Source organism: Eisenbergiella porci (assembly GCF_009696275.1).
Taxonomy (GTDB): domain Bacteria; phylum Bacillota; class Clostridia; order Lachnospirales; family Lachnospiraceae; genus Eisenbergiella; species Eisenbergiella porci.
Genome location: NZ_VUMI01000005.1, coordinates 72,858 through 86,240 on the forward strand (window position 1 = coordinate 72,858; position 13,383 = coordinate 86,240).

15 protein-coding genes are annotated in these 13,383 nt (G+C 49.2%); 2 read left to right on the forward strand and 13 right to left on the reverse strand.

Annotated features, from left to right (window positions below):
• Positions 1-514: 514 nt before the first annotated feature.
• Both FYJ45_RS04490 and FYJ45_RS33050 read left to right on the forward strand, forming a co-directional pair.
• Positions 515-886, forward strand: a complete 372-nt coding sequence (locus FYJ45_RS04490) for a cytidylate kinase-like family protein (RefSeq protein WP_154463652.1) — start codon at positions 515-517, stop codon at positions 884-886.
• Positions 780-1,022 (forward strand): cytidylate kinase-like family protein, encoded by a 243-nt coding sequence (locus FYJ45_RS33050; protein ID WP_154463653.1) that lies wholly within the window; start codon positions 780-782, stop codon positions 1,020-1,022. The genes FYJ45_RS04490 and FYJ45_RS33050 overlap by 107 nt, the downstream gene beginning before the upstream one ends.
• On the opposite strand, the gene FYJ45_RS04500 is transcribed toward FYJ45_RS33050, so the two are convergent.
• The 13 genes from FYJ45_RS04500 to FYJ45_RS04560 form a co-directional block, all read right to left on the reverse strand.
• Positions 1,005-1,400 (reverse strand): hypothetical protein, encoded by a 396-nt coding sequence (locus tag FYJ45_RS04500; protein ID WP_154463654.1) that lies wholly within the window; start codon positions 1,398-1,400, stop codon positions 1,005-1,007. The genes FYJ45_RS33050 and FYJ45_RS04500 overlap by 18 nt on opposite strands.
• Before the next feature lie 77 nt (positions 1,401-1,477).
• On the reverse strand, positions 1,478-2,854 hold the full coding sequence (locus FYJ45_RS04505; protein ID WP_154463655.1) for an MATE family efflux transporter: 1,377 nt from the start codon (positions 2,852-2,854) through the stop codon (positions 1,478-1,480).
• A gap of 716 nt (positions 2,855-3,570) precedes the next feature.
• Positions 3,571-4,863, reverse strand: a complete 1,293-nt coding sequence (gene hisIE / locus FYJ45_RS04510) for a bifunctional phosphoribosyl-AMP cyclohydrolase/phosphoribosyl-ATP diphosphatase HisIE (protein WP_154463656.1) — start codon at positions 4,861-4,863, stop codon at positions 3,571-3,573.
• Between the two features lie 102 nt (positions 4,864-4,965).
• On the reverse strand, positions 4,966-5,583 hold the full coding sequence (gene hisB, locus FYJ45_RS04515; protein WP_154463657.1) for an imidazoleglycerol-phosphate dehydratase HisB: 618 nt from the start codon (positions 5,581-5,583) through the stop codon (positions 4,966-4,968).
• Between the two features lie 23 nt (positions 5,584-5,606).
• Positions 5,607-6,896: a histidinol dehydrogenase gene (gene hisD / locus FYJ45_RS04520; protein WP_154463658.1), complete on the reverse strand. Its 1,290-nt coding sequence runs from the start codon at positions 6,894-6,896 to the stop codon at positions 5,607-5,609.
• A gap of 129 nt (positions 6,897-7,025) precedes the next feature.
• On the reverse strand, positions 7,026-7,676 hold the full coding sequence (gene hisG / locus FYJ45_RS04525; RefSeq protein WP_025489989.1) for an ATP phosphoribosyltransferase: 651 nt from the start codon (positions 7,674-7,676) through the stop codon (positions 7,026-7,028).
• Positions 7,677-7,714: 38 nt separating this feature from the next.
• Complete coding sequence (gene hisZ, locus FYJ45_RS04530) at positions 7,715-8,962, reverse strand: ATP phosphoribosyltransferase regulatory subunit (RefSeq protein WP_154463659.1); 1,248 nt, start codon at positions 8,960-8,962, stop codon at positions 7,715-7,717.
• A 106-nt stretch (positions 8,963-9,068) separates the two neighbouring features.
• Complete coding sequence (locus FYJ45_RS04535) at positions 9,069-9,569, reverse strand: NUDIX hydrolase (RefSeq protein WP_154463660.1); 501 nt, start codon at positions 9,567-9,569, stop codon at positions 9,069-9,071.
• Between the two features lie 19 nt (positions 9,570-9,588).
• Complete coding sequence (locus FYJ45_RS04540) at positions 9,589-10,125, reverse strand: Holliday junction resolvase RecU (RefSeq protein ID WP_102288816.1); 537 nt, start codon at positions 10,123-10,125, stop codon at positions 9,589-9,591.
• A 14-nt stretch (positions 10,126-10,139) separates the two neighbouring features.
• Positions 10,140-11,135, reverse strand: a complete 996-nt coding sequence (locus FYJ45_RS04545) for an RluA family pseudouridine synthase (RefSeq protein ID WP_154463661.1) — start codon at positions 11,133-11,135, stop codon at positions 10,140-10,142.
• Between the two features lie 10 nt (positions 11,136-11,145).
• The gene (locus tag FYJ45_RS04550) at positions 11,146-11,709 is read right to left on the reverse strand and encodes a hypothetical protein (protein ID WP_154463662.1); all 564 of its coding nucleotides are present in this window, start codon (positions 11,707-11,709) and stop codon (positions 11,146-11,148) included.
• Positions 11,710-11,864: 155 nt separating this feature from the next.
• Positions 11,865-12,761 carry a GNAT family N-acetyltransferase gene (locus FYJ45_RS04555; RefSeq protein WP_154463663.1) on the reverse strand — a complete coding sequence of 299 codons (897 nt, stop codon included), beginning with the start codon at positions 12,759-12,761 and terminating at the stop codon, positions 11,865-11,867.
• 1 nt (position 12,762) lies between these two features.
• Positions 12,763-13,260, reverse strand: coding sequence for a GNAT family N-acetyltransferase (locus FYJ45_RS04560; RefSeq protein ID WP_195841657.1), 498 nt, complete (start codon positions 13,258-13,260; stop codon positions 12,763-12,765).
• Between the last annotated feature and the right edge of the window lie 123 nt (positions 13,261-13,383).

Below are 13,383 nucleotides of genomic sequence, written 5' to 3' on the forward strand. Positions count from 1 at the left end.
TGCACCTGATGAAAAGTCAACATCTTATCCGCCAGGTGATAGTTTGACATATATTGCCCTGCTATACGAATCGTATATCTCTCCACATCAAAATTTTCATGCCGGAGACCACGAATCTCTCCTGATCTGAGTCCAGCAAAAAGGCCAGGGAGAATTTCAAAATAGCAGCCAAGATGCTCAGATGATTAATTTTTTCAGCTTCTCCAGCCTCTTTTTGGCTTTATACCCTCCTTCCAGTGTGTCTTTCCGTACGCTGGGGGTTGTGGCTCTTCTTCAGCCGCTGCAGACCTGGGCGGTGAACAGAATCGAAATTTATTTCCCATGGGACAGCCCTCATGAATACGGTGCGCCAGGTGGGCGGTTCCATCATCAGCGCCCTTTTGGTAACAGTCATGTCCGTTTCTGCCAGGGACAATGGGGATATGAAGGGAATTGAGACTTCTTTTCTGGTAACTTCCATTCTTGTTTTTCTCTCCCTCGCTGTCAGCGCCGTATTGATGCGCCCGAAAAAAAAGTGCGGAAGAAAGCAGGGAAAAAGAATCTGCCCGCCGCTTTGCCGGAAGATTCTTCCCATATTATCATCACAATTGCCCGGGAATACGGGAGCGGCGGCCGGGAGATCGGCCTGAAGGTTGCCCGGGCATTGAAAATCCCTTTTTATGACCGGGAACTGATCGCCATGGAAGCCCGTGAATGCGGATTGTCCAGCGATTATGTAGAATCAACTGAGGAAGGCCTTTCACTGCGAGATACCGCATGGAACTGGGCCGCTCAAAGCTATGGTGCCTTTGAGACCCATCTTTTTACGTCTCTTTCAAGCACAGCGGCAGGTCATCAGGCAGATCGCCCGAAAAGGCTCCTGCGTCATTATCGGGCGGTGCGCTGACTATATTTTAAAAGATTATCCCGGCTGCCTGCGCATCTTTATCCGCTCTGATCCAGACCAAAGGCGGCAGTGCATCAGAAGATTCCTGGCAGTTTCTGTTATTTCACAACTCCTTAGCTTATTGTCCGGTATCTGACTTATCATGTAAAGTATAAGGAAACTGGCTGATAAAATCAACGAGTTTTGTTTCCTGCACATTGACAGCCGCTTCAATCTGCTGTGCGGTGATGCCCGCAATACTGATATCCTGCCCCCGGCAAAAATAATAAATACCAAATAACAGCACTGCAATAACAAGCCGCAGGCCAAAGGAGGACATATGTACGCTTTCATCCGGACGGGAATACTCCGCCGCAGTCAACGGATAGCCATATTCGTCAAAGCCGCCGTAGCTGTCGCTTTTTCCATAAAGAATTTCTTCCCGTGTGCGGATACGCATCTGGTTATTGTGGTTTTCTTCTCTTATCAGGCGCATCAGCTCCAGTCTGCGCTGGGTGTTATTATCCTGGTTCATAAACGACCTCCGGCTCCGGAAGCTTTTTTAATTCCCGGAGCCAGTTTTATTCTTATTAAAAAATATGACCGGATATGTCAGGACATACCAGTTTTTTTGTGGGACAGCCTGCGATATTCCCGCAGGAACAGAATGCTGGTTACAGTAACCGCAATCGTATCAGCCACCGGTTCGGCCAGGAATACGCCGAATACCTTATCAGGAAGTATGGCGGGCAGCAGGAAAATAAGCGGTATCAGCAAAATAACCTTTCTTAAAAGCGCCAGAAAAACAGAGGTCAGCGCGTTGCCCAGGGCAATAAAGGTTTGCTGACAGGCAATTTGGATGCCAAACAGCAGGGATGCCGCCATATAAATACGGATAGCCCATTCCGTATAAACAGCCAGTTCTGCATTGCCTGTAAAAATGGCAATAAAAATCTGTGGCAGGAACATGGCAATCGCCCACAGCAGCGTGCTGTATGCAAGGCATGCAACCAGCAGCAGGCGGAAAGCCTTCTTCACACGGTCAATGCTTCCGGCGCCGTAATTAAAGCTGATAATGGGCTGCGCGCCCTGGGTCATTCCCTGAAGCGGGAGCATGGAGAACTGCATGACACTGGTCATAATAGTCATGGCCCCTACTGCGATATCTCCGCCGTATTTTAACAGAGAGGTATTAAAGCATACGGAAATGATGCTTTCCGTAAACTGCATAATAAAGGGAGACACGCCAAGACCGATGCTGGGAAGGATAATGGCCGCCGACAACTTCAGGTTTTTCCTGCGGATGCGCAGAGAACTTTTATCGGAGGAAAGGAAACGAAGCACCCAGCCAAAGGATACTGCCTGGGAAAGAATAGTGGCGAGCGCCGCACCTCTGACGCCCATATTCAGGCCGAAAATAAAAATCGGATCAAGGATAATATTGCAGACAGCGCCGATTGCTACGGTAAGCATACCGGTTTTGGCATAGCCCTGGGCATTGATAAAGGCATTCAGGCCGAGAGATATCTGTACAAATAAGGTTCCTATGCCATAGATCTGCATGTAGGCCCAGGCGTAGCCGATGGTATTTTCACTGGCTCCAAATAGCAGCAGAATCGGCTGGCCAAACAGCAAAATTACCGCCGTGAGCACAATTGCCATCAAAACAAGCATAGTGGTACAGTTGCCCAGTATTTTTTCTGCGGTTTCGTTATCCCCTTTTCCCATCATAATTGAGGCCCGCGGCGCACCGCCCATGCTTACCAGAGCCGCAAATGCGGAAATGGCCATGATAACGGGCATTGTTACGCCTACACCCGTCAAGGCGCTGGGACCCACCTCCGGTATGTGGCCGATATACATGCGGTCAACCATGTTATACATAACATTGATGATTTGTGCCAATATGGCAGGCAGCGCCAGCCTGAAAAGAAGCTTCCCGATACTGCCGTTTCCAAGATCGGCTTCTTTTTCCTTTGTTGCTTTCATAGATAAAATCCCCTTTCAATAGTTGTATTGTGGCTGCCCTGAGGGATGCCGCCAAATACAGCATTCTTCTGTCCTGGCTGGGTAGCGATATCTGGTATACCTGTGAAACCTCAGGCTTTTTCCTAACGCTGGCAGTAATTGAGTTATTGTAACGGCCTTGAATATAATAGACTTTCAAGGTTGGAGCCTCAGATACTGTCCTCTCTTTAAATAAAATAACTTTCGATGACTTTCATAACAAATCATGAGCCTTCCCAGGCATATCAGAATTTTTCCATTAGCCAGGAAAAACAGTGCTTCGGATAGCGGCATATTCCAGTAGTTTTTTATATATTGATTTGTTCTAAAAAGAACTAATCTGATAAATAATATACAGTGAAAGCGGACGGTTGTCAATTAAATTTCTCACTTCCTAATATATTCTTTTTTTCGAAAATACATGGTGCGAATATTCCGGGGTTTTTATGTTCACTTCACATTCGAACCAGCATCTCATACTCAAACAAACCTTTAGTATTCTATGTTCTGCTTACATTATCCACAAAATAAATCTTCACATAAAATTAGACTGAATAAGAAAAAAGAGGCAGGCCTTCAACTTACCGGCCTGTCTCCTGAATACTGCATTTATTTCTATTCTTTTTTGTATAATCAGAAACTAACCATTAATTCCGGACAAAACTACTTTTCCAAAGCAAAAATCAAAGAAAAAGGATCTATCGATTTGCCAGCTCCGCAGTAATTTCTTCCCAGGTAACATCTTTTTCAGCCATAAGGACCATCATATGGTAAAGGAAATCGCAGATTTCATACTTAATCTCATTGGGGTTGGGATTTTTGGCGGCGATAACGATTTCGGTGGCCTCTTCTCCCAGTTTTTTCAGGATTTTATCAATGCCTTTGTCAAACAGATAATTGGTGTAAGAGCCTTCCTTGGGATTCTCCTTACGATCCTTGATAACGGCAAAGACATCTTCGAAAACCTTCAACGGGTTATGCTGAGTGTCCGCGGTGTCGTCCAGGGTGAGTATTTCGTTGAAAAAGCAGCTGTAGGAGCCTGTATGGCAGGCAGCCCCAATCTGTACCACGCGGGCGAGGATGGTATCCATGTCGCAGTCTGCGTGAAGGGATTTGACATACTGATAGTGGCCGCTTGTTTCGCCCTTGATCCAAAGCTCCTGGCGGCTTCTGCTGTAGTAGGTCATTTTACCTGTATGTATGGTCGCCAGATAGGCTTCTTCGTTCATATATGCCTGCATGAGAACCGCGTCAGTTTTGTAGTCCTGTACAATTACGGGAATCATGCCATCGGAATTCAGTTTGAAATCAGACCACTGATAGGCGGCGGTAATTTCGGAAACCTCTATGCCGTTATCTCGGCAGAGCTTTTTCAGCGCTTCGATTTCTTTATAGTTATCATTCACAAGCTTGCCTGCGATGCCGTCCACATTTTCCATTTTCAGGATTTCAATGATTTTTACCAGGGAGATCTCAGGAAGCGTTGTAATGACAGGAACAGGGCTGATTTCGGCCGTTTCCTTCAGGATGGCCGGCTCCCGGACGAGAACGCTGCTGATATATTGGTTGATCAGAGCGCACTGCTCCCTGATCACCTTACTGCTGTCTGTCATCGCAAGCAGCTTATCCGCGCCGAATTTCAGGGAGACCTCACGGGTGACTGCAATATTATCTTCTTCCGTATAATCAAGCACCGCCTGACGGCATCCGGCATAGAGTAGTTTTTTCACGTCTTCCATGCGGTGGATCGCACCGGCGCCGATTACGGGAACGGCCACGGTGGCGCATATTTCTTTGATGATGTCTATGGCTTCCTCATGCTCCCTGTCAGTGGAGGAAAGGTCGAATACGATGATGCCGTCGCATTTGTTGTCACTGTAGCTCTCTGCCAAAGCCACCGGATCAATGCTGACCTCATGCCAATCATCAAGACCTCTTACCGCTCTCTTCTGATACAAATAAATACATGGCAAAAATTTTTTTGAGTTCATTGGCTCTCCTGCTCTTTCGTTTGCTTTTTCCGTAATACTATCCGCACAGTTCTTCCGGCACGGCGGAAGAAATCCCGGAATTATGCCGGAAATTCCTTCCGCTTACAGGCTTCCCTTGGTGCTCAGGACCCCGTCAATGCGTTCATCGTATCCTGTAGCCATATCAAGCGCCTTGGCAAATGCCTTGAACATGGCCTCCGCCATATGATGGCTGTTCTGACCGGACAGCATTTTCAGGTGGAGGTTCATGGCGGCGCTATAGGATACTGCATAGAAAAACTCCCGGAGCAGCTGGCTGTCCAGCGTGCCTATTACAGGCGTGGGAAAGCTGCAGTCGAATTCCAGCCAGGGTCTTCCGCAAAGATCCACGGCGCTTAAAGCAAGCGCATCATCCATGGGAAGCATGAAAAAACCATAACGGCGGATACCGGCCTTGTCTCCTGCAGCCTGGGCAATGGCCTGGCCCAGGACGATCCCGGTATCTTCCACAGTATGATGGCCGTCCACATGCAGATCACCGTTGACCTGGACGGTCAAGTCAAAAAAACCATGCTTGGCAAAGCCCTCCAGCATATGATCGAAAAAACCGATGCCCGTATGAATATCGCTTTTCCCGCTTCCGTCCAGATTCAACGTCAGAGTGATATCTGTTTCTCTGGTGGTTCTTTTCATGCATGCGCACCGCTGTGCCCGGTGTACTCCTTCCGCGTCCTGTCCCATGACCAATCCTCCTGAAAAAATAATTATTCAAATCTAACTTTAATCGAATTTGCATGTGCAGTCAAGCCTTCCCGTTCGGCAAAAAGCTCGATATCCTTATGGGCTTTTTCCAGAGCGTCCCGCGAATAGGAAATGATGCTTGTTTTTTTCATAAAATCATCCACATTTAAGGGTGAGAAAAATTTGGCGGTTCCGTTGGTGGGAAGCACATGGTTGGGGCCGGCGAAGTAATCACCCAGCGGCTCGCTGGAGTATTCCCCAAGGAAAATAGCGCCGGCATTCCTGATCTTTGTCATAACGGAAAAAGGATCCTTTGTCAGGATTTCCAGATGCTCAGAGGCAATTTCGTTGGCGGTTTCCACCGCCTCGTCCAAATCCTGAGCAATCAGGATATACCCGTAATTGTCCAGTGATTTTTGAATGGTTTCCCTGCGGCTTAACGTAGTAAGGAAGCCGTCAATTTCTTCCGATACCTTTTCCGCCAGTTCTTCACTTGTGGCGATGAGGATGGCGCTTGCCAGCTCATCATGTTCCGCCTGGGAAAGCAGATCCGCCGCCACATAACGGGGATTGGCCGTTTCGTCGGCAATGACCAGAATTTCACTGGGACCTGCAATGGAGTCAATGCTCACATAGCCGAAGCAGGCTTTTTTTGCAAGAGCGACAAAAATATTGCCGGGGCCGGTAATTTTATCCACCTTGGGAATGCTTTCGGTTCCGAAGGCCATGGCGGCAATGGCCTGCGCGCCGCCCACCTTGTAGATTTCATTGACGCCTGCCACAGCTGCCGCCGCCAGTGTACCGGGATTTACCTTCCCATCGGCGCCGGGGGGCGTTGTCATGATAATGCGTTCCACGCCCGCCACCCTGGCAGGTATTACATTCATCAGGACGCTGGAGGGATACGCAGCCTTTCCGCCCGGCACATATACGCCTGCAGTTGCGATGGGAAGGTGCTTCATGCCCAGAATGGTGCCGTCCGGCCTGGGATCAAACCAGCTGGAACGCAGCTGCTTTTCGTGGAACCGGCGGATATTTTCCGCGGAACGTTTCATCACCTCCAGGAATTCGCTTCCTACCGATTCAAAGGCCTCTTCGATTTCCTCTCTGGTGACAAGAAGATTTTCAGCCGAAATTTCACAGTGGTCAAATTGGCGGGTATAGGAAAAGACAGCCTCATCCCCTTTTGTACGTACCTGGAAAATGATATCGGCCACAATGTCCTCATACTGACCATAATTGTTGGGGCTTCTTTTCAGCAGATCATTCAGCAGGTTCTGCTTTGTATTTTCAGATAGCTTTAATGTTCTCATGCTTCCTCCTGTATGTACCGGCGCCGTATGTACCGGATGGAAAATATGATACCAGGCAGCTGTACATGTCAGAACAGCCGCTGACATTTTCTCATGTACACTCTGCCGGCCGGTGATATTTTACAGCTGCTATTGCTGCATCTGCTCCCGCAGCTTCTTTATCAGACTTTTTATCCGTTCAGGCTGCATCTGCATGCTCACCTGATTGACTATCATTCTGGCGGACAGAGGACAGACCTCTTCCAGCACCTCCAGGCCGTTTTCCCGGAGAGTACTTCCCGTTTCCACGATATCCACGATAACATCAGAAAGCCCCACGATAGGCCCCAGCTCCACAGAGCCGTTCAGCTTGATGATATCCACGGTCTGATGCTTCTTATTATAAAAATAATCCTTGGCAATGTTGGGGTATTTGCTGGCTACCCGGATCATCTCGTGATGTTTGAGAAGCTCCCTGGCTTCTGACGGCCCGCAGACGCACATACGGCATTTCCCGAAACCCAAATCCAGCACTTCATATACCCGTCTGCCCTCCTCCAGCAGGGTATCCTTGCCCACAACGCCGATATCGGCGGCGCCGTATTCCACATAGGTGGGAACGTCAGGCCCTTTTGAGAGGAAAAATTTCAGTTTCAGTTCTTCATTTACAAAAATCAGCTTTCTGGAGGACTTATCCTTCATTTCTTCACAGGTGATGCCCACCTCTTCCAGAAGCTCCAGTGTTTTATTGGCAAGCCTGCCCTTGGCAAGGGCAAAAGTAAGATATCTGTTCTCGTCCATTTTCATCCGTATCCTTTCATTTGCTGCCCGGTACCGTATCAGTCCAGGATTTCTTCCGCACATCCGCCTTCCGATGGCAGATAATAAAATGCCTTCTGCATATGCGCCCGGGCTTTTTCCCGGTAAATCCTGATTCTGTCCGCAAAGGCGCTGTCCTGGGCCGTTCTGGAGGCCACGGATGCGGGGATCAGTTCCGTGGGAACACCGTCCGCCCGGAGAGCTGCCGCCTTTTCCAGCGCATCCCGGAAGCGTCCCTCTTCATATATAATAAGGATACCCTCGGCGGCAGGCTGAGGCTTACGCTTCTGACGGGACAACGCCTCCAGCAAATCATCCACTACAATGACAAAACCGATGGCCGGCGCATCCTTCCCGAAATATTTCAGAAGGCTGTTGTAACGGCCGCCCTTGGCAACCGCGTCACCCACGCCGTAGGTATAAGCCTTAAAAATGACGCCTGTATAATAACGGTATTTACTCAGAAGCCCCAAATCAAAGGAAACATACTTCTCCACACCGTATTCGCACAGAACCTGATACAGCTCCTCCAGCCGTTCCACAGCCTGGAGGGAACGCTCGTTGTTCACAAGCTTCCTGGCCTGCTGCAGCGCTTCCGCAGAACCGAACAGATCGTTCACCTTCAGCAAAATCTCACAGTAATCCCTGCGGACGGCCTTCTGCTCCAACAGCTCCTGGGCGCCGAAAAAATTCTTGCTGGATATAAAATCGCGCAGCTCATTTTCCGTTTCTTCATCCAGTCCGGCCTGGGAGCAGATTCCCTTGAAATATTCCACCTCACCGATGCTCACCTGGAAATCCTCCAGCCCGGAGGCCTTCAGGGCTTCCACCACCATGGCGATCATTTCACCGTCCGCCTGAACGGAAGGCTCCTGTATGAGTTCGGCTCCCAGCTGGGTCACCTCCTTCAGCTTCCCCTGAAGGCTGGAGGTATTGGTAAAGGTATTTCCCAGATAGGAGAAACGGATGGGAAGCTTTTCATCCATAAAGTATTTTGCGGCGCAGCGCGCCATGGAAGGGGTAAAATCAGGCCGCAGAACGAGGGTATTGCCCTCCTTGTCAAAAAATTTATATAGCTCCCGGGATGGTGTGGTGCCGATTTCCCGGCTGAACACATCGAAAAATTCAAAGGTAGGCGTCTGGATATCCTGATAGCCAAAGGAACGCAGGGTATGGTGCAGCTTTTCTTCCACCAGCAGCTTTCTCAAATATTCTTCGCCGTAAATGTCCCGGACTCCTTCCGGGGTATGTACTAATGGTTTACTCATCTGAACCTCTCTCCTTTTGTTTTTCACTTCATTACATTAACGTGCTAATTTAGTACCATATTAGCAAAGCAAACTATCAATACTATACTAAACAGCCCGCAGGCTGTCAAGTATTTCCTTCCGGCAGTAAGCTGCCGGTCATGTCTTTGCCGTTCAGCTGCCATTCCGCCAGCCTGTCTCCCTCATAACGCAGCTTCAGAGAAAAAAACGGAGCGTTTTCTTCCAGCAGCCGGAAAAAAATCAGATCTCCCGTCCAAAGATTCAGGTTGGGAATTTTTGATTTAGGGACCCATTCCAGACAGCCCTCATCACAATCCGTCAGTTCCCCTTCGAAACCATCTGCCGTATAGAGACACATGTATTCCGTCCCCCATTTATCCGACACAAAAGTGACCAGCCCCCGGAACCGGTAGGAAGTAAGAAGAAGCCCCGTTTCCTCCATTGCCTCCCGAAGCAGGCAGTCCTCCGGACTCTCCCCCTCTTCCGCATGTCCGCCGATGCCCACCCATTTATTTTCATTGAGATCGTTTTTCTTTTTGACACGGTGGAGCATCAGATAGCTGTCCTCCCGTTCAATATAGCAAAGCGTTGTAACCTGGCTTCTCATAAGCGCCTCCTTTTACCGGCTATTCTTCTCTTGTATCCAGATCCTTCTGGATCATGTCCAGATAAGGAACCAGTATCCCCTGTTTTTTCGGGAGGAAATATTCCGGATTTAATTCATCATACCGGAAGCTCTTGCGTCCCCCCTCTTTTGCCCTGTCCCAAAAATAACGCAGATGGGCATAAGGAAGATAATAGAACTGATTTTTATGGGAAAAAAACAGGAGAAAAAAAGCGACTCCTCCCTGTTTTTCAAAATTTTCCATAAAATTCACCTGATGCTCATGGATGTTTGCCAGGGCAAAGGTATCCGCAGCGCATTCCTTGGCATCAAAGCACACCGGCAGGCCCTGTACCGCGCCGATATAGTCAACAGTGCTTTTCTGGTCAAAATAGGCCAGGGTGATATGGCGTTCATCCTTATCGATTCGGATAGGGGTGATCGGCGTGGGGATTTTCTGGATAAGAGCCAGTCCGTTTTCCTGGTATTTTTCATTGGTGCGGTTGATCAGGTCTTCCAGTGTGGACCCCCGCAGCCCTCTTGAATTCCATGTTGCCATTGCTCTCCTCCCTGTTATTGCGTTTTCAGCCGCAGAAAGGCTTCCGGCTCCGGCGCCGTGAAGGATTTCCCGGAAAGATCGGCAAAGCAGCCGTCCATCACGGGAAACTCCACGCGGAAGGCATGGAGCATCTGAGAACGGATTCCCAGTCTGCGGTATCTGTCATTACAGGCTTTGTTTCCGTATTTGGCATCACCGATAAGGGGATGGCCCAGCGCGGCCAGGTGGGCGCGTATCTGATGGGATTTCCCCGTAAACAGCTCCACCTCAGCGTAGGTATACTCCGGATAAAAGGTAAGGGGACGGCAGCCTGTCACGATATGGGCGGCAGCCTTATTCCCTTTAGGCTCGGCGGAAAGAATCCGCACCTGGTTGTTCTTTTCATCCTTGATAAGCCAGGCCTGCGTCACGCCTTCCAGCTCCATTCTGCCTGCCGCAAAAAGCCGGTAGTATTTATGGACGGTGCGTTCCCTCAGCAGTTCACTCATCTTCTGGCTGCCTGCCAGGGTTTTGCCGCAGATGACCAGGCCGCTTGTATTCCGGTCCAGCCGGTTGCATACGGAAGGCCGGAAGGTCCGCAGCTGATCCGCAGTGATTTTTCTCTGGGAAAGCAGGTAATCCGTCAGCCATTCGTTCAGGGAATAATCCTGTGCCTCCGCTTTCTGCGTAAGCAGTCCGGCAGGTTTATTCACCAGAAGGATATGCTCGTTTTCAAAGATAACTGGAATTTGAAGTTCCGGCTTTAATGAATTGGATGCTGTTTTGTCCGGCGCCGTTACTTCTCCCGGCGCTCCCCGGAATTTTTCCAGGGTTTCCTCCGCCAAAAAGAAGCATACCCGGTCTCCCGCCGTCAGCTTTTCGCTGCCGTCGGCTTTGGAGCCGTTCAGCGTAATATTTTTTTTGCGGAGCATTTTATAAAGGAAGCCGCTGCCAGCTTCCTTTAAATATTTTTTCAGAAATTTATCAAAACGTTGTCCGGCCTCGTTAGCGCCTATCGTCACCTCTCTCATTGCGCTCCCCCTATATGGATATGGCCTTTACCAGGGAAAGCACCGCTTCCGTCTGGGTGTCCCCGACGGAAAGCTCCTGCAGCTGATCCAGCCGGTTTAAGTATTTGGGAATATCCTGAAAAATCTTGATATTTACGTCCCGGATACTGTTCTGGGCGCACATGGCCTGCAGGTGCTTTTCACAGGCAGCCGTTTTGCATTTGGGATTTACGGCAATACCTATCAGGTTGTTTCCGCAAAATACCATATGCGGGATCTCAAAAGTGGACTCATAGCTTGTAAGGACGTTGTCGTAAAGGCAGGGGAGCGTTCCGGTGTGGGCGGACACCTTTTGATAAAGCTCTTCGCTGCAGCCCCTGGCGCGAAGGAACATAATCATATTTACCGCACACTTGCTCGCCGGAAGGCAGCCTAATATGGCGACGATGGTGAGCAGGTTTTTGTTGGTTCCCGTGGTGATGTAGCCTCCCAGGTATATGGCGAGGGAAAGAAGGAACAGGGAAAGGGTTTTGATAATTTCTATTTTCCTCTGGCTTTTGATATAGCCGTACTGGCCTTTTTTAATTCGATGCATTTCGGGAAATCCTCCGTCTGGTTTTATCTGTGTGGTCATAATGAAAAAATGGCAGTCTCCGGATCCGGGCCGTACTCCCGGTTGAAAGCCCTTTATTCAGTGCCGGAGCATGCCGGATTGGGCTCTCGGGCACGCTCCTGTAACAGTGTAACACATTACGGCAAAGAAATCCAGAATTGGCTGTTAACGATATTGCGGCCACGATACACAGAAAGAAGGTCTCTTGAGTGGACACCGCCGCATTTTTGTATGGTTTTCAGGGAGCCTGTGTTGCTTTTGTCGCAGTCCAGCATTACTTTTTTTAATCCGAACGTGCGCGCATAGCAAAGGACCTGACGCAGCATGGAAACCGCATAGCCCTTACGCCGCTGGGAAGGGCGGACACTGTAGCCGATATGGCCGCCCAGCTCCTCAAGGGCCGGATTCAGATGGTGGCGGATTTCGATGTTACCCACTATCGTCCAATCATCGGGACTGTCACGGCGGATGGCGAGGAACGTGGTTACGGGAACGCCGATATAGCTGTTGTTGTCTTTTTCACAGGCCTTTATCTGCTCCAGCCAGCCCGCTATTTTTTCATAATGGTGAAGTCCGCGGCTGCCGTTTATGGTATCGCCGTTTTCCAGGAATTCTCTGCGATATTCCTGGATTTTATGTTCCCATTCATCGTAATCAGCAGAATCGGGCTGAACGGCTTCGACAGGCATAATCAGAGTGATTTCCTGTTCCATTGGCATACCTCCTAAAAATAATTCAAGCTGTTTGTAAAAACAGTGCCTGATTTCTCCGTCCTTTAATTTCAGCGTTACATAACGAAGGGAAATATTTTTCAAATCCTTTTCCGTAAGGCCGGTTTCCTCCTCCAGCTCCCGCAGGACACATGTCCGGGGATCGTTTAATTCATCCGGCTCAAAGTGTCCGCCGATTCCGCACCAGGAAGGCGGCACCACACGGGAGCCGATGCGATATAGAAGAAGAATTTTTGTGCCGCAGGATATGTAGATGGAGGTCATATTTCTCAGTTTTATGTCAGTATTGGTATCTGCGTCCATATCAGCTTTCCTCCTGAAGGATTCTTTTTTCGTATCCGGTGAGGGTGAGGCTGCCTGTGGGTTTTCCTGTGAACGTACTGTAGAAGCCCAGCTTTTCATATAAATGGCAGTTTCTCTCTTCTTCCATTATGGTGACAAGCCTCCAGGTGAATACCTCAGGGTACATGGTGAACAACTGGGTCAGGGCCTGGGAAGCGGCGTGCTTGTTCTGCTCCTCGGGGATGATAAAAAGAGGGGAAATCACATGCGCATCCCTCTTTTTCACCACCCTCACAGCGCCTACACTCTTTCCTTCCAGGGCGATAAGCCAGTAATCGGTTTCCTCCTGAGCCAGCTGCAGCTCCACCTTTTCCGGCGGATCCAGCGCAGGGGTTGTTTCTGTGTCATGGTATTTTTCATAAAGCGGCATAAATGCGCTTTTTTTCATCTGGTGAATGAGCAGGGCATCCGTTTTCTGTGCAAGAATCAGCTGTACCGGATCTGACTTTGTAGTAACCATTTTTAATCCTCCTGTTATACGGAGCAAAATGCGAGTCCTCTGATGGACAATGGATTTTCCTCCTGGTCTTCTGAAGGAAAATTCGAAGCCTCTGTCGGCCATGGGATTTTCCTCCTGTGGAAA